The organism is Streptomyces sp. NPDC000941 (assembly GCF_053599555.1).
The window spans coordinates 1-15,550 of sequence record NZ_JBSFMM010000143.1 but is presented as its reverse complement, the minus strand read 5'-3'; the positions used below and the strand labels follow the sequence as shown (position 1 = coordinate 15,550).

Sequence of the window (15,550 nt, the reverse complement as noted above, 5' to 3'; positions counted from 1 at the left end):
AGGGCACGTCCGCTCACCTGCTATCGTCCGGTGCCATCTGAGGCACAGCGGGCGCAGGTGGCTGAACCCCCGGATTCCACGGGACGGAATCGGCGGCCCATGCAGCTGTTGCCCACTGACCACACCGGACTTGTGCCGACAAGCCGCCCCCACATTCGCAAGACCAGTCCAGTGCCGTTCCGCGGCCATGCGCCGCGCCGACACAACGAGGTTGCCGTACCCATGCGCCACGCTGAAGGAGCTCGCGGTGAGTCCTGACCAGACGCTCGCCTTCGAGACCGATTGCCACATCTTCGACGGGTGCGGCTTCCCGGCCCCAGGGCTTCACTCGTTCACGTTCGAGCCGATCGCCACCATCGGCGGCTTCGAGATCAACAAGCCGATGCTGCTGGCGCTGCTGGGCAGCGTGGTCGTGGTGGTCGTCTTCTGGGTCGCCTTCGGCCGGGCCAAGGTCGTGCCCGGCAAGCTGCAGATGGTCGGCGAGGCGGGCTACGACTTCGTGCGCCGCGGCGTCGTCTACGAGGCCCTGGGCAAGAAGGAGGGCGACAAGTACGTCCCCCTCATGGTCTCGCTGTTCTTCTTCGTGTGGATCATGAACCTCTGGTCGGTCGTCCCGCTCGCCCAGTTCCCGGTGACGTCGATCATCGCCTTCCCGGCCGGCCTCGCCGCGATCGTCTACATCCTGTGGGTGAGCCTCACCTTCAGGAAGCACGGCTTCGTCGGCGGCTGGAAGAACATCAGCGGCTACGACAAGTCGCTGGGCCCGGTGCTGCCGCTGGTCATGGCTCTGGAGCTGCTCTCCAACCTCGTCATCCGGCCGTTCACCCACGCCGTCCGGCTCTTCGCGAACATGTTCGCGGGCCACGTGCTGCTGCTGATCTTCACGATCGCCAGCTGGTATCTGCTGAACGGCATCGGCATCGCCTACGCGAGCATCTCGTTTGTGATGGTCATCCTGCTGACCGTCTTCGAGCTGTTCATCCAGGCCCTCCAGGCCTATGTGTTCGTCCTGCTGGCCTGCGCCTACATCCAGGGCGCTCTCGCCGAGCACCACTGAGAACCAGCCAGCCCCGCCCTAAAAGGCGTCCGGTGGCCAACCCCCACCGGTCCGTGAAAGAGAAGGAAGAATCGGCATGTCCGCTCTCCAGACGACCCTCGCCGCTGTCGAGCTCAAGGGCAACCTCGGCTCGATCGGCTACGGCCTCGCGGCCATCGGCCCCGGCGTCGGCGTCGGCATCATCTTCGGTAACGGCACCCAGGCGCTGGCCCGTCAGCCCGAGGCGGCCGGTCTGATCCGCGCCAACCAGATCCTCGGCTTCGTTCTCTGTGAGGCGCTCGCCCTGATCGGTCTGGTCATGCCGTTCGTCTACCCGACCAAGTGACCGCGGCGAACAACCGGTCCAACGGACGAAAGGCAATGATGTGAACGCCTTGACATTCCTGGCGGCTGACGAGCCGGAGAACCCGCTCATCCCGCCGATCCCAGAGCTCGTCATCGGCCTCATCGCCTTCGCCATCGTCTTCTTCTTCTTCGCCAAGAAGCTCCTCCCGAACATCAACCGGGTTCTGGACGAGCGCCGTGCGGCGATCGAGGGCGGCATGGAGGAGGCCGAGGCCCGTAAGGCCGAGGCCCAGCAGGTCCTCGAGGACTACCGCGCTCAGCTCGCCGACGCTCGTCACGAGGCCGCGCGGCTGCGCCAGGAGGCGCAGGAGCAGGGCGCCGCGCTCATCGCCGAGATGCGTGCGGAGGGTCAGCGGCAGCGTGAGGAGATCATCGCCGCGGGCCACGCCCAGATCGAGGCCGACCGCAAGCAGGCGGCGCAGACGCTGCGCCAGGACGTGGGCAAGCTCGCCACCGACCTGGCCGGCAAGCTCGTCGGCGAGTCCCTGGAGGACACCGCCCGGCAGAGCCGCGTGATCGACCGGTTCCTCGATGAGCTCGAGACGAAGGCTGACGCCGCGGCCGAGACGAAGGCCGAGGCCGGCCGATGAACGGAGCGAGCCGCGAGGCACTGGCCGCAGCGCGCGAGCGCTTCGACGCGCTGACGGACAGCACCTCCGTCGACGCCGCGAAGCTCGCGGACGAGCTGGCCGCCGTCACCGCGCTGCTCGACCGCGAGGTCTCGCTGCGCCGGGTCCTCACCGACCCGGCGCAGCCCGGCGAGGCCAAGGCCGAGCTGGCCGCGCGCCTGCTGTCCGGCCAGGTCGGCGGCGAGACCGTCGACCTGGTCTCCGGCATGGTCCGGTCCCGCTGGTCGCGCTCGCGCGACCTGGTGGACTCCATCGAGGAGCTGGCGTCCGCCGCCGACCTCGTGGCGGCCCAGCGGGCCGGCGTTCTCGACGACGTGGAGGACGAGCTGTTCCGGTTCGGCCGGATCATCTCCTCGTCCACCGAGCTGCGGTCGGCGCTGACCGACCGGGTCGCCACCACCTCGGCGAAGGTCACACTGGTGCGCGAGCTGCTGGGCGGCCGGGTCAATCCGGCCACCGAGCGGCTGGTCGCGCGTCTTGTGACCCAGCCGCGGGGACGTAGCCTGGAAGCGGGGCTCGACGGCCTCTCGCGGCTCGCCGCGGCCCGCCGCGACCGCCTGGTCGCGGTGGTGACCTCGGCTGTGCCGCTCAGCGACCAGCACAAGCAGCGTCTCGGTGCGGCTCTGGCGAAGCTGTACGGCCACAAGGTGCACCTCAACCTGGACGTGGACCCCGAGGTCCTCGGCGGGATCGAGGTGCGCGTCGGCGACGAGATCATCGACGGCACCATCGCCGACCGCCTGGGCGAGGCGGCCCGGCGGATGGCCGGCTGACGCAGGCCGAACCAACTCAAAAGCCAACTCAACAAGCATGTAAGCGGCCCGAGTTGGGCCGTGGTCAGATACTTCGGGCCCAACAAGGAGAGCAGGGAACCCAGATGGCGGAGCTCACGATCCGGCCGGAGGAGATCCGGGACGCGCTGGAGAACTTTGTCCAGGCGTACAAGCCGGACGCGGCCTCGCGCGAGGAGGTCGGTACGGTCACCGTTGCCGGCGACGGCATCGCGAAGGTCGAAGGTCTTCCCTCGGCCATGGCGAACGAGCTGCTGAAGTTCGAGGACGGCACCCTCGGTCTCGCACTCAACCTGGAAGAGCGCGAGATCGGCGCGGTCGTCCTCGGTGAGTTCAGCGGCATCGAAGAGGGCCAGCAGGTGCAGCGCACCGGCGAGGTGCTCTCGGTAGCCGTCGGCGAGGGCTACCTCGGCCGCGTCGTCGACCCGCTGGGCAACCCGATCGACGGCCTCGGCGAGATCGAGACCGATGGCCGCCGCGCCCTTGAGCTGCAGGCCCCCACGGTCATGCAGCGCAAGTCGGTGCACGAGCCGATGGAGACCGGCTACAAGGCCGTCGACGCGATGACCCCGATCGGCCGTGGCCAGCGTCAGCTGATCATCGGCGACCGGCAGACCGGCAAGACCGCGCTGGCCGTCGACACGATCATCAACCAGCGCGACAACTGGCGCTCGGGCGACCCGAAGAAGCAGGTCCGCTGCATCTACGTCGCCATCGGCCAGAAGGGCTCCACCATCGCCGGCGTGCGCGGCGCGCTGGAGGAGGCCGGCGCCCTGGAGTACACGACGATCGTCGCCGCCCCGGCGTCCGACCCGGCGGGCTTCAAGTACCTGGCCCCCTACACCGGCTCGGCCATCGGCCAGCACTGGATGTACCAGGGCAAGCACGTCCTGATCGTCTTCGACGACCTGTCCAAGCAGGCCGACGCCTACCGCGCCGTCTCGCTGCTGCTGCGCCGCCCGCCGGGCCGCGAGGCGTACCCCGGTGACGTCTTCTACCTGCACTCCCGGCTGCTGGAGCGCTGCGCCAAGCTCTCCGACGACATGGGTGCCGGTTCGATGACCGGTCTGCCGATCGTCGAGACCAAGGCCAACGACGTCTCGGCGTTCATCCCGACCAACGTCATCTCCATCACCGACGGCCAGTGCTTCCTGGAGTCCGACCTGTTCAACGCCGGCCAGCGCCCGGCTCTGAACGTCGGTATCTCGGTCTCCCGCGTCGGTGGCTCCGCCCAGCACCGGGCCATCCGGCAGGTCTCCGGCCGGCTCCGGGTGGACCTCGCCCAGTTCCGTGAGCTCGAGGCATTCGCCGCCTTCGGCTCGGACCTGGACGCGGCCTCCAAGGCTTCGCTGGAGCGCGGTTCGCGCATGGTCGAGCTGCTCAAGCAGTCGCAGTACGCCCCGTACGCCACCGAGGACCAGGTCGTCTCCATCTGGTCCGGCACCACCGGCAAGATGGACGACGTGCCGGTCGAGGACATCCGCCGCTTCGAGCGCGAGCTGCTGGACTATCTGCACCGTGAGCACAAGGGCCTGATGACCAGCATCGTCGAGGGCGGCAAGATGTCCGACGACACCATCGGCGCCCTGGGCGAGGCCGTGGACAGCTTCAAGCGCCAGTTCGAGACCTCGGACGGCAAGCTGCTGGGCGAGGGCTGAGCATGGGTGCCCAACTCCGGGTCTACAAGAGGCGGATCAAATCCATCTCTGCGACCAAGAAGATCACCAAGGCGATGGAGATGATCGCCGCCTCGCGCGTCGTCAAGGCGCAGCGCCGGGTGGCCGCGTCGACTCCGTACGCCAGTGAGCTCACCCGGGCGGTGGGCGCGGTGGCCACCGGCTCCACCACCCAGCACCCGCTCACCACCGAGGCCGAGCGCCCGACCCGGGCCGCGCTGCTGCTCATCACCAGCGACCGCGGTCTGGCCGGCGGCTACTCCTCGAACGTGATCAAGGCGGCCGAGCAGGCCACCCGTACCCTCACCGAGCAGGGCAAGGAGGTCGACACCTACATCGTCGGCCGCAAGGGTGTCGCCTACTACGGCTTCCGCGAGCTCAAGGTCACCCAGTCGTGGACCGGGTTCACCGACAACCCGACCTACGCGGACGCCAAGAACATCGCGGGCCCGCTGATCGAGGCCGTGCAGCAGAACACCGCCGAGGGTGGCGTGGACGAGCTGCACATCGTCTACACCGAGTTCGTCTCGATGCTGACGCAGACGCCGGTCGACCACCGGCTGCTGCCGCTGAGCATGGAGAAGACGGCCGAGGAGACGGCGGCGAAGGGTGTCATCGCGCCGCTGTACGAGTTCGAGCCGTCGTCGGAGGAGGTGCTCGACGCGCTGCTGCCGCGGTACGTCGAGTCCCGTATCTACAACGCTCTGCTGCAGGCCGCGGCGTCCAAGCACGCGGCCACCCGCCGGGCGATGAAGTCGGCGACCGACAACGCCGAAGAGCTCATCAAGTCGCTCACGCGGCTTGCCAACGCGGCCCGCCAGGCCGAAATCACCCAGGAAATCAGCGAAATCGTCGGTGGCGCGAGCGCCCTGGCCGACGCTTCTGCGGGGAGTGACTGACAACTATGACCACCACTGTTGAGCCGACCGCTCCTGCCGGCGTGGCCACTGGCCGCGTTGCGCGGGTCATCGGCCCGGTCGTCGACGTGGAGTTCCCCGTCGACGCGATGCCGGAGATCTACAACGCCCTGAACGTCGAGGTCGCCGACCCCTCCGCGGAGGGCAAGACCAAGACGCTCACCCTCGAGGTCGCCCAGCACCTCGGCGAGGGCCTGGTACGCGCCATCTCCATGGAGCCCACCGACGGCCTGGTCCGCCAGGCCCCGGTGACCAACACCGGCGACGGCATCACCGTCCCGGTCGGCGACATGACCAAGGGCCGGGTGTTCAACACCCTGGGCAAGATCCTCAATGAGCCCGAGGCCGAGTCCGAGGTCACCGAGCGCTGGCCGATCCACCGCAAGGCCCCGGCCTTCGACCAGCTCGAGTCCAAGACCGAGATGTTCGAGACCGGTCTGAAGGTCGTCGACCTGCTGACCCCGTACGTCAAGGGCGGCAAGATCGGCCTGTTCGGCGGCGCGGGCGTCGGCAAGACCGTCCTCATCCAGGAAATGATCGTCCGTGTGGCCAAGCTGCACGAGGGCGTCTCCGTGTTCGCCGGTGTCGGCGAGCGCACCCGTGAGGGCAACGACCTCATGGTGGAGATGGAGGAGGCCGGCGTTCTCGACAAGACCGCGCTGGTCTTCGGCCAGATGGACGAGCCCCCGGGCACCCGTCTGCGGGTCGCCCTGGCCGGTCTGACCATGGCGGAGTACTTCCGCGATGTGCAGAAGCAGGACGTGCTGTTCTTCATCGACAACATCTTCCGCTTCACTCAGGCCGGTTCCGAGGTCTCGACCCTGCTCGGCCGGATGCCCTCCGCGGTGGGCTACCAGCCGAACCTGGCCGACGAGATGGGCATCCTCCAGGAGCGCATCACCTCGACCCGCGGTCACTCGATCACCTCCATGCAGGCGATCTACGTCCCCGCGGACGACCTGACCGACCCGGCCCCGGCGACCACCTTCGCGCACCTCGACGCGACGACGGTGCTCTCCCGTCCGATCTCGGAGAAGGGCATCTACCCGGCGGTGGACCCCCTGGACTCCACCTCCCGGATCCTGGACCCGCGTTACATCTCGCAGGACCACTACGACTGTGCTTCGCGGGTCATCTCGATCCTGCAGAAGTACAAGGACCTGCAGGACATCATCAACATCCTCGGCATCGACGAGCTCGGCGAGGAAGACAAGCTCACCGTCTTCCGCGCCCGCCGTATCGAGCGCTTCCTGTCGCAGAACACCCACGCGGCGAAGCAGTTCACCGGTGTCGACGGTTCGGACGTGCCGCTGGACGAGTCGATCGCCGCGTTCAACGCGATCGCCGACGGCGAGTACGACCACTTCCCGGAGCAGGCCTTCTTCATGTGCGGTGGTCTGGAGGACCTGAAGAAGAACGCCAAGGAGCTGGGCGTCTCCTGAGCCCGGTCTTTCTTGACCCCGAGGTCACCGGAGAGGGGTGGGCCGCGTCCCACCCCTCTCCGTACGCCCGTTATCCTTTGACGAAAGCCCTGTCGCACCCGGCAGGTGGAGACCCGAGGAGCCACGTTGGCTGCTGAGCTGCATGTCGAGCTGGTCGCGGCGGACCGTAGTGTCTGGTCCGGCAAGGCCTCCTTGGTCATCGCGCGCACCACATCCGGTGACATCGGCGTCATGCCCGGCCACCAGCCGCTGCTCGGTGTGCTGGAGTCCGGCCCGGTGACCATCCGCACAAGCGAGGGCGGAACGGTCATCGCCGCGGTCCACGGCGGCTTCATCTCGTTCTCGGACGACAAGCTCTCGCTGCTCGCCGAGATCGCGGAGCTGTCCGACGAGATCGATGTCAAGCGGGCGGAGCGGGCGCTGGAGCGTGCCAAGTCGGAGGCGGACGCCGCCGCCGAGCGGCGCGCCGACGTCCGGCTGCGCGCTGTGGCGGGAGTGCACTGAAGCCTGTCACGAACGGTCGAAACCCTCAGCCGCGGGCCGCGTGGGAAATTTCCTGCGCCGGTCCGCGGCTGAGGCGATGCAGGTGCGGTTTTTCCGGATGACGCGAGGAGGTCGGTGAAGATGGCCCTCGCTCTGCTTGTGTGCGGCGTGGTCGTAGCGCTGGTGGTCGTGGGACTCTTCGTCTTCGGTCTGCGGCGGCGGCTGATCCAGCGGTCCGGCGGAACCTTTGACTGCTCACTGCGGTGGAACGCGCCCGAGGGCGAGACCGAACCGGAGCCCAGCGGCAAGGGCTGGGTGTACGGGGTCGCCCGCTACAACGGTGACCGGATCGAGTGGTTCCGGGTCTTCTCCTATGCGCCCAGACCGCGTCGGGTGCTGGAGCGCGCCTCGATCGAGGTGCTGGAGCGGCGTACGCCCAAGGGCGAGGAGGAACTGGCGCTGCTCTCCGACGCCGTGGTGCTGGCGTGTCTGCACAGCGGCACCCGGCTGGAGCTGGCGATGAGCGAGGACGCGCTGACCGGCTTTCTCGCCTGGCTGGAGGCCGCCCCGCCGGGGCAGCGGGTCAACGTGGCGTGACATCGCGTACCGCGACGTAAAAGGTTGCTGAAGAGCGCGCCCGGGAGGCTGGGCGCGTTTTGTTATGCCCGTTGTTATGCCCGGATCTGCTCCTGGGCCAGCACCGCCGCCTGCACCCGGCTGCGCAGCCCCAGCTTGCCCAGCACCCTGCTGACGTGGGTCTTCACGGTGGCCTCCGCCATGGTGAGGTGGTCGGCGATCTCGGCGTTGGACAGGCCCTGGCCCAGCGCGCCCAGCACCTCGCGTTCGCGCGGGGTGAGGGAGGCGAGCGCCGCCGGGTCGGCGGTCGGGGCCACCGGCGCGGACTGCGGGCGGGCGAACTCGGCGATCAGACGGCGGGTCACGGCCGGGGCGATCATGCCCTCGCCGCGGGCCACCGTCCGTACGGCCTCCAGCAGACCGGCCGCGTCGCTGTCCTTGAGGAGAAAGCCCGCGGCCCCGGCGCGCAGGGCGCCGAAGACATACTCGTCGAGGTCGAAGGTGGTCAGGATCAGCACATCGGCCAGCTGTTCGGCGACGATCTCCCGAGTGGCCGAAACTCCGTCCAGACGCGGCATCTGAATGTCCATCAGCACCAGGTCGGGGCGCAGCTCGCGGGCCAGGCGTACGGCATGCTCGCCGTCGGCCGCCTCCGCGACCACCTCCATGTCCGGCGCGGACCGCAGGATGAGCACCAGCCCGGCCCGTACGGCCAGCTGATCCTCGGCGACCACCACCCGGATCCTCGTCGGCCCCGCCTTGTCCACCCCGTCGTACTGGTCCTTCACCGTGTCATGGCTCCTTTGCCGTCGAGTGGCAGCACCGCTCGCACCCGCCACACCGCGCCGGACGGCCCGGTGTGCGGGCCCGCTTCCAGGGTGCCGCCGAGCAGGGACACGCGTTCGCGCATCCCGATGAGGCCCATACCTGAGCCGGGCGCGCGGGGGCCGGGGTGGGTGTCGCCGGGGCGGGTGTCGTACGGGCTGGTGACGCCGACCTCCAGGACGCCGCCCGCCAGCTCGCCGCCCTTCGGGGGTTCGTCGGCGTGCTGGGCGAGGCGTACGGTCACCTCGCCGGGCGCCGCGTGCTTGAGGGTGTTGGTCAGGGACTCCTGGACGATGCGGTACGCGGCCAGCTCGACCGGGGTGGGAAGCGCGGCGCCGCCCGGCGGGCGGTCGTCGCACAGCGTGAACTTGAGCCCGCTGACGGAGGTGGCGTCCGAGCGGGCGCGCTCGACCAGTGCGTCGAGCGCGTCGAGGGTGGGCGCCGCGGTGGGCTCAGGCTCCCCGTCGGCGTCGCGCAACAGCTCGATGAGGCGGCGCATTTCGGCCAGGCCCAGCACGCTGTTCTCCCGGATGACGGTGAGCGCCTGATCGGTCGCGGCGGTGTCGCCCAGGGACAGCGCGGCGGTGGAGTGGATGGCGATGGCCGACAGATGCCCGGCGACCCGGTCGTGCAGCTCACGGGCCATCCGGCCGCGCTCGGCCACCACGGCCTCCCGCCGGTCCAACTCGGCGAGCAGGGCCGTCCGCTCGGCCTCAAGACGGGCGGCCTCGGCGGCCTCCTGGTGGTTGCGTACGATCGCCCCGGTGCCGGCCGGGGCGAAGGTGAGCAGGGCGGTGACCAGGCCGATGAACAGCGACTCGGGGGTGCGCAGCAGCGCCAGCGGTACGACCGTGGCGACCACGGTGGTCGCCACGCACGCGGGCGGCAGCCGCCGGGCCAGGGAGGCCGGTCCGTAGAGCACCGCCGCGTACACCAGGTCCGTGTACATCAGGACGGTCGCGATGAGCGAGCCGCCGCACAGGTCCACGGCGAGCGCGGCGGTGCCGAGCGCCAGGGCGGTGCCCGGGGCCGCGCGGCGCAGCAGTTCGGCGAGTGCCATGGCGACCAGCGCGGTGACCGTCGACCACTGGGGCAGCGTGACGGGCGACAGCTCGCCCAGATACACCCCGCCGCGCAGCCCGAGCCCCATCAGCAGCAGTCCGCCGAGGAGTCCGCCCACCGCGATGGCGACGTCGACGCGGTGCGGCGGCGGCAGTCTGGGCGGCATGGGTCCATCACAACACGCGGTCGCCTGACCTGCCTCCGCTTCCGGACGAGTCCGGGGGCGCGCGGCGTACATCGAAGGATGCAGTCCGGTCTCGTCGCCGCCGACGACGCGGCGGCCAGGATCGCGCGGGACGGTAGGGGGACAGGCAGGAGAAGGGAGAACGGGCCGTGATCGTGGGACTGATCGTTGCCAGCGAGGTCGGCTTCTGGGTGGTGCTGCTCGGCGGCCTGTGTGTGCGGTACGTGCTGCGGAAGCCACGGGCCGGGGCGGCGCTGCTGGCCTGTGTGCCGCTGCTGGACGTGGTGCTGCTGGCCGCGACCGTGATCGACCTGCGCCGGGGCGCCGAGCCGTCGACCGCGCATGGGCTGGCCGCGGTCTACCTCGGCTTCTCCATCGCGTACGGGCACTACATGATCAATTGGGCGGACGGGCGCTTCGCCCACCGGTTCGCGGGCGGGCCGCCTCCGGTCAAGCCGCCCAAGTACGGCGCGGCGCGGGTGCGGCACGAGTGGCGGCTGTGGCGGATGACGCTGATCGCCGCGGTGATCGCGGTGGCCGTGCTGCAGCTGTGCGTCTGGCTGATCGGCGACGGGGACCGCAGCGAACCGATGGTGGCGTGGCAGCTGCAGATGGCGCGCGTCGCGGGCATCCATCTGCTGGTCGCCGTCGGCTACACCGTCTGGCCCCCGAAGGAGAAGAAGCGAGCAGACGAGGGGGATGGGGACCGGGGCCGGCCCCGGTCCCTCACCAAGTCCTGATCAGCGGTTCTCGCCGGGCACCCACAGCACGTCCCCGACCTCCTTGTTGGCCGTCCTGGCCAGGATGAACAGCAGGTCGGAGAGGCGGTTGAGATAGGTGGCGGTGAGCGGATTCATGGACTCCGCGTACTCGTCGAACGCCGCCCAGGTGGAGCGCTCGGCCCGGCGTACGACGGTGCACGCCTGGTGCAGCAGGGCCGCACCTGGCGTGCCGCCGGGGAGGATGAAGCTGCGCAGCTTCTCCAGACCTTCGAGGAAGAGGTCGCAGTCCGCCTCCAACTGGTCGATATAGCTCTGCTCGACGCGCAGCGGCGGATGTGCGGGGTTCTCGACCACCGGGGTGGACAGGTCCGCGCCCACGTCGAACAGGTCGTTCTGGACGCGGACCAGTACGTCGACGACCTCCGGGGGCAGCGCCCCCAGCGCGATGGCCACCCCGATCGCGGCGTTCGCCTCGTTCGCGTCGGCGTACGCGGCGATCCGCGGGTCGGTCTTGGCGGTGCGGCTCATATCGCCGAGGGCCGTGGTGCCCTTGTCCCCGGTGCGCGTATAGATGCGGGTGAGTCTGACCATGGACCCGAGCCTACGCGCGGGGGGACGGAGAACAGGCGCTACGCCCCAGCCTTGCGGAACACCCGGGTGCCGACCGTCATGGACACCGCGCACAGGGCGAGTCCGACCAGCGCGCCGAGGCCGACGGTGTCCCAGGCGTAGTCCCCGACATACGCGGCGCGCACCGCGTCCACCAGGTAGCGGAACGGGACGCAGCGCGAGACGACGTCCAGCCAGCCCGGCGCCAGGGCCATCGGCAGCAGGACGCCGGAGAGCAGCATCGCGGGCATGTTGACGGTGCTGATGACCGGGGCGAAGCCCTGTGGGCTGTCGACCCGCATGGCCAAGGCGTACGACAGCGAGGCCAGCGAGATGGTGAGCAGGCCGACGAAGACGAAGCCCACGACCACCCCGAGCACCGGAGCGCGCAGCCCCAGGGCGACGCCGGCGATCACCAGGACGAGCGACTGGACCAGCAGCAGGACCACGTCCTTGAGCGCCCGGCCCAGCAGCAGGGCGAGCCGGCTGACCGGGGTGACCCGCATCCGCTCGATCACCCCGAACTGCTTCTCGACGAGGATGCCGAAGCCCGCGAACGCGGCGCTGAACAGGCCGAGTTGGATGAGCAGTCCGGGGACCAGCGTCTGCCATGAGTCGCCCTCGCCGCCGAGCGGGACGTCGTGCAGCAGCGGGCCGAAGAAGACGAGGTAGAACATGGGCTGCAGCAGCCCGAAGACCACGCCGACCTTGGAGTTCAGGGCCTGGCGCAGATAGCGGCCGAAGATCAGGCCGGTGTCGGAGAGCAGGTTGGACACGGCGTAAGGCTCCTGGGGGTGCTAGACGGCGAGCGGGGCGGTGTCGGTGTCGGGCTGTGCGGCGCCGCGCCCGGTGATGGCGATGAAGGCGTCCTGGAGGGTGGCGTCGGGCGACCCGCCGTACTCGGCCTTGAGGGCGGCGGCGGTGCCCTCGGCGACCACCGTTCCCTTGTCGACGATGACGAGCCGGTCGGCGAGCGCTTCGGCCTCGTCGAGGTAGTGGGTGGTCAGGAAGATCGTCATGGCGTGGTCCCCGCGCAGTCGGCGGATCAGGTCCCACAGGTCGGCGCGGCTGCCCGGGTCGAGCCCGGTGGACGGCTCGTCGAGGAAGAGGACCGCCGGGCGGTGGGTGAGCCCCATGGCGATGTCGAGGCGGCGCCGCTGGCCGCCGGACAGGGCGCCGCATGTGCGGTCGAGCAGCTTGGTGAGGCCGAGTTCGGCGGCCAGTTCCTCGGCGCGGGCGGCGGCCTCCGCCTTGCCGAGCCGGTACAGCCGTCCCTGGGTGACGAGTTCTTCGCGGACGGAGACGGACGGGTCGACGCCGCCGGACTGGGCGACGTACCCGATCTTCCGGCGCACCCCCGCCGGGTCGCGGACGAGGTCGCAGCCGGCGACGGTCGCGGCCCCGCCGGTGGGCGGGAGGAGCGTGGTGAGCATGCGCAGGGTCGTGGTCTTGCCCGCGCCGTTGGGGCCGAGGAAGCCCAGGATCTCGCCCGGTCGGACGGTGAGGTCTATACCGCGGACGGCCTCGACGGGGCCGTGCTTGGTCTGGAAGGTCCGGGCGAGCCCGGCCGTGCTGATGACAGGCATGCGGATAGAAAAGCAGGGACACTTAAATTTTGCAACGACCCCAAAAATGCATGGACCCCATCGAAGCTAGGATGGGGGCATGGCGGAAGGGCTCAGGGAGCGGAAGAAGCGGCAGACCAGGCAGCACATCTCGGACATGGCCACCGCGCTCTTTCTGGAGCACGGCTTCGACGCGGTCACCATCGCAGCGGTCGCCGAGGTCGCGGACGTCTCGGTCAACACCGTCTACAACTACTTCCCCGCCAAGGAAGACCTCCTCTTCGACCGCGAGGAAGAGGTCGTCGAGCGCCCTTCGCTGCTCGTACGGGAGCGCGCGGAGGGCACCTCGGCGGTCCGGGCAGTGCTGGCCCGGCTGCGCCAGGACGTCGCGGAGCGGAACCCGTACGCCGGGATGGACCCGGGCTATGCGCGCTTCATGCGGGTCGTCCAGGAGTCGCCGACGCTGATGGCCCGGGTGCTGCGGATGCAGGGCCGGACCGTCGACCGGCTGGCCGCCACCCTGCGCGAGGAGACGGGGGCCGCCCCGGACGACCCGACACCCGAGTTCATCGCCCACCAGGTCATTGGCGCGCAGAACGCCGTGCACCGCAGCATCGCGCGCTGCCACGCCGCGGGCGGCGCCCCGGAGCAGACCTCCGCGGAGGTGCTGCGCCAGATCGACGTCATGGAGTCGCTGCTCAGTGATCGCGTGCTCAACTATGCGGCGAAGAACACACCGTGACGCGCCTTACTAGGGGCTGCCAGGAGACGTGAACGGGCGTTAAGGTCCGGCCATTGGCGTCAGTTACGCAACGTACGAAAGGACGTGAACGTGGCCAGGAAGCTCGCGGTCATCGGGGCCGGACTCATGGGATCCGGCATCGCGCAGGTCTCCGCCCAGGCGGGCTGGGACGTCGTGCTCCGTGATGTGACCGATGAGGCGCTGCGCCGCGGCACGGACGGGATCCGCGCCTCGTACGACAAGTTCGTCGCCAAGGGCAAGCTGGACGCCGAGGCCGCCGAACAGGCCCTGGCGCGCATCACCACCACGACCGAGCTGGACGCCGCCGCCGACGCGGATGTCGTCGTGGAGGCCGTCTTCGAGCGGATCGAGGTCAAGCGGGAGATCTTCCGCACCCTCGACGGCCTGGTCAAGGACGAGACGATTCTCGCCTCCAACACCTCGGCCATCCCCATCACCAAGATCGCGGCGGCCACCGAGCGCCCCGAGCGGGTCGTGGGCACCCACTTCTTCTCGCCCGTGCCGATGATGCAGCTGTGCGAGCTGGTGCGCGGATACAAGACCAGCGACGAAACCCTCGCCGCCGCACGGGAGTTCGCCGAGAGCGTCGGCAAGACCTGTATCGTCGTCAACCGCGACGTCGCGGGGTTCGTCACCACCCGTCTGATCTCCGCGCTCGTCGTCGAGGCGGCCAAGCTGTACGAGTCCGGGGTGGCCACGGCCGAGGACATCGACACCGCGTGCAAGCTGGGCTTCGGCCATGCGATGGGACCCCTCGCGACGGCCGACCTGACCGGTGTGGACATCCTGCTGCACGCCACGGAGAACATCTACACCGAGTCCCAGGACGAGAAGTTCGCGCCGCCGGAGGTCATGCGCCGCATGGTCGACGCCGGTGACATCGGACGGAAGAGCGGCGGCGGGTTCTACCGCTACTGACGGGTTCCCGCCTGCGAGTCCTGCGCCTGTTGTGCATCTCAAACGCAATCAGGGGCAGGTGCACCCTTGCGGGTGAATTCGGTATCGGTTCGCTTACAAGCGGCAACTTCACCGCATGAGACACAGTCAATTCGATAGACCAGATTGACTCATGGGAGACAGGGGGCCATCCCGGCGACAGCCGGGGGAGCACCGCATAGGGGAGCGCATATGCACATCAGGGGCGACCACGCCGAGCTCGCCGTCGGGGGCCGACTCGACGTCCGGAGCGCGGCGGACGCCCGTACGGCCTTGCACACCGCCCTGGAATCCGGCGGCGGGGACCTCGTACTCGACCTGACCGAGCTCGACTCCTGGGACGCCACCGGGCTCGGCGTGATCATGGGGGCGCACCGGAAGGCCGGCCGGGCGGGCCGGCGGCTGGTGCTGCGCGGGGTGCCGCCCCAGATGCAGCGGCTGCTGGTGGCCACCCGGCTGCACCGGATCCTGGCCATCGAGGGCGGGCTCGAAGCGGAGTCGCTGCCGCGGGTGTGAGTGTCGGCGCGGGTGTCCGGGGCGGCGGGTGTTCGGGGCGGCGCGAGCGGGCTCCACATCGGTGGATACTGTGTGGAGATCTAGGGTTCGGTAGGCGTGCGGACGGGCGGGAAGCTTGGACAGTACGCCACGCATCTGGGGGGCTTTGACCATGGATCCGACGAACCGCGGACCCGAAGAGCACGGCCGTGACACCCCGACCCCGCACCCGGCGGAGAGCGGAAGCCCCGTGCCCGCGCCCGTGCGCACGGTCCAGTTGGTCTCCGGCGACCACCTGCTGACGATCAACCCGGTCGACGGCAGCGAGATAGAGCCCTGCCCGCCCGGCCGGCGGCCCGCCCACCCCGAGCGCCGCGGGCCCGACGACCGCGCCGAGCTGCGCCGGGCCGCCGCCCCGCCGCTGCCCGCGGGGGCGGTGGCCTTCGAGGTGCCGATGCTGGAGCGCGAGGACG

Annotated in this window: 18 protein-coding genes and 1 pseudogene; 14 read left to right on the top strand and 5 right to left on the bottom strand. The window is 69.8% G+C overall.

Features of this window, described 5'->3' with window-relative positions:
* The first annotated feature begins 247 nt into the window (after positions 1-247).
* The 9 genes from atpB (at position 248) to ACWDSL_RS35175 (ending at position 7,937) form a co-directional block, all read left to right on the top strand.
* Positions 248-1,057, top strand: coding sequence for a F0F1 ATP synthase subunit A (gene atpB / locus ACWDSL_RS35215; protein ID WP_450492014.1), 810 nt, complete (start codon positions 248-250; stop codon positions 1,055-1,057).
* Between the two features lie 76 nt (positions 1,058-1,133).
* Positions 1,134-1,382 (top strand): ATP synthase subunit c family protein, encoded by a 249-nt coding sequence (locus tag ACWDSL_RS35210; protein WP_014176377.1) that lies wholly within the window; start codon positions 1,134-1,136, stop codon positions 1,380-1,382.
* Between the two features lie 40 nt (positions 1,383-1,422).
* Positions 1,423-1,992 carry a F0F1 ATP synthase subunit B gene (locus tag ACWDSL_RS35205; RefSeq protein ID WP_450492013.1) on the top strand — a complete coding sequence of 190 codons (570 nt, stop codon included), beginning with the start codon at positions 1,423-1,425 and terminating at the stop codon, positions 1,990-1,992.
* The gene (locus ACWDSL_RS35200) at positions 1,989-2,804 is read left to right on the top strand and encodes a F0F1 ATP synthase subunit delta (protein WP_450492012.1); all 816 of its coding nucleotides are present in this window, start codon (positions 1,989-1,991) and stop codon (positions 2,802-2,804) included. The genes ACWDSL_RS35205 and ACWDSL_RS35200 overlap by 4 nt, the downstream gene beginning before the upstream one ends.
* A 104-nt stretch (positions 2,805-2,908) precedes the next feature.
* On the top strand, positions 2,909-4,480 hold the full coding sequence (gene atpA / locus ACWDSL_RS35195) for a F0F1 ATP synthase subunit alpha (protein ID WP_450492011.1): 1,572 nt from the start codon (positions 2,909-2,911) through the stop codon (positions 4,478-4,480).
* A gap of 2 nt (positions 4,481-4,482) precedes the next feature.
* Positions 4,483-5,397, top strand: coding sequence for a F0F1 ATP synthase subunit gamma (locus ACWDSL_RS35190; protein ID WP_089513069.1), 915 nt, complete (start codon positions 4,483-4,485; stop codon positions 5,395-5,397).
* Between the two features lie 5 nt (positions 5,398-5,402).
* Positions 5,403-6,857, top strand: a complete 1,455-nt coding sequence (atpD, locus tag ACWDSL_RS35185) for a F0F1 ATP synthase subunit beta (protein ID WP_450492010.1) — start codon at positions 5,403-5,405, stop codon at positions 6,855-6,857.
* Positions 6,858-6,983: 126 nt separating this feature from the next.
* Positions 6,984-7,361 carry a F0F1 ATP synthase subunit epsilon gene (locus tag ACWDSL_RS35180; protein ID WP_089513067.1) on the top strand — a complete coding sequence of 126 codons (378 nt, stop codon included), beginning with the start codon at positions 6,984-6,986 and terminating at the stop codon, positions 7,359-7,361.
* Positions 7,362-7,481: 120 nt separating this feature from the next.
* Entirely contained in the window at positions 7,482-7,937 is a 456-nt protein-coding gene (locus ACWDSL_RS35175) for a DUF2550 domain-containing protein (RefSeq protein ID WP_089513080.1), read from the top strand.
* 74 nt (positions 7,938-8,011) lie between these two features.
* On the opposite strand, the gene ACWDSL_RS35170 is transcribed toward ACWDSL_RS35175, so the two are convergent.
* Positions 8,012-8,704: a response regulator gene (locus ACWDSL_RS35170; protein WP_450492009.1), complete on the bottom strand. Its 693-nt coding sequence runs from the start codon at positions 8,702-8,704 to the stop codon at positions 8,012-8,014.
* Positions 8,701-9,969, bottom strand: coding sequence for a sensor histidine kinase (locus ACWDSL_RS35165; RefSeq protein WP_450492008.1), 1,269 nt, complete (start codon positions 9,967-9,969; stop codon positions 8,701-8,703). The genes ACWDSL_RS35170 and ACWDSL_RS35165 overlap by 4 nt, the downstream gene beginning before the upstream one ends.
* Positions 9,970-10,136: 167 nt before the next feature.
* Between ACWDSL_RS35165 and ACWDSL_RS35160 the strand changes: the two genes are divergently transcribed.
* Positions 10,137-10,727 (top strand): hypothetical protein, encoded by a 591-nt coding sequence (locus ACWDSL_RS35160; protein WP_450492007.1) that lies wholly within the window; start codon positions 10,137-10,139, stop codon positions 10,725-10,727.
* Here ACWDSL_RS35160 and ACWDSL_RS35155 read toward each other — a convergent pair whose 3' ends face one another.
* From ACWDSL_RS35155 to ACWDSL_RS35145, 3 genes are read right to left on the bottom strand one after another with little or no spacing between them, the layout of a single operon-like run.
* A complete protein-coding gene (locus tag ACWDSL_RS35155; protein ID WP_450492006.1) occupies positions 10,728-11,300 on the bottom strand; it encodes a cob(I)yrinic acid a,c-diamide adenosyltransferase in 573 nt (190 codons plus the stop codon). It abuts the gene before it with no gap.
* A 38-nt stretch (positions 11,301-11,338) separates the two neighbouring features.
* Positions 11,339-12,094, bottom strand: coding sequence for an ABC transporter permease (locus ACWDSL_RS35150; RefSeq protein ID WP_450492005.1), 756 nt, complete (start codon positions 12,092-12,094; stop codon positions 11,339-11,341).
* 21 nt (positions 12,095-12,115) lie between these two features.
* Entirely contained in the window at positions 12,116-12,904 is a 789-nt protein-coding gene (locus tag ACWDSL_RS35145) for an ABC transporter ATP-binding protein (protein ID WP_450492004.1), read from the bottom strand.
* A 79-nt stretch (positions 12,905-12,983) separates the two neighbouring features.
* Here ACWDSL_RS35145 and ACWDSL_RS35140 point away from each other — a divergent pair, with 79 nt between their 5' ends.
* The 4 genes and pseudogenes from ACWDSL_RS35140 to ACWDSL_RS35125 form a co-directional block, all read left to right on the top strand.
* Positions 12,984-13,625 carry a TetR/AcrR family transcriptional regulator gene (locus ACWDSL_RS35140; RefSeq protein WP_450492003.1) on the top strand — a complete coding sequence of 214 codons (642 nt, stop codon included), beginning with the start codon at positions 12,984-12,986 and terminating at the stop codon, positions 13,623-13,625.
* A 90-nt stretch (positions 13,626-13,715) separates the two neighbouring features.
* Positions 13,716-14,564 (top strand): 3-hydroxyacyl-CoA dehydrogenase family protein, encoded by an 849-nt coding sequence (locus ACWDSL_RS35135; protein ID WP_450492002.1) that lies wholly within the window; start codon positions 13,716-13,718, stop codon positions 14,562-14,564.
* Positions 14,565-14,774: 210 nt separating this feature from the next.
* Positions 14,775-15,098, top strand: a complete 324-nt coding sequence (locus ACWDSL_RS35130) for an STAS domain-containing protein (protein ID WP_089513060.1) — start codon at positions 14,775-14,777, stop codon at positions 15,096-15,098.
* A gap of 151 nt (positions 15,099-15,249) precedes the next feature.
* Positions 15,250-15,550: pseudogene (locus ACWDSL_RS35125) on the top strand (ATP-binding protein); the annotation flags it as partial.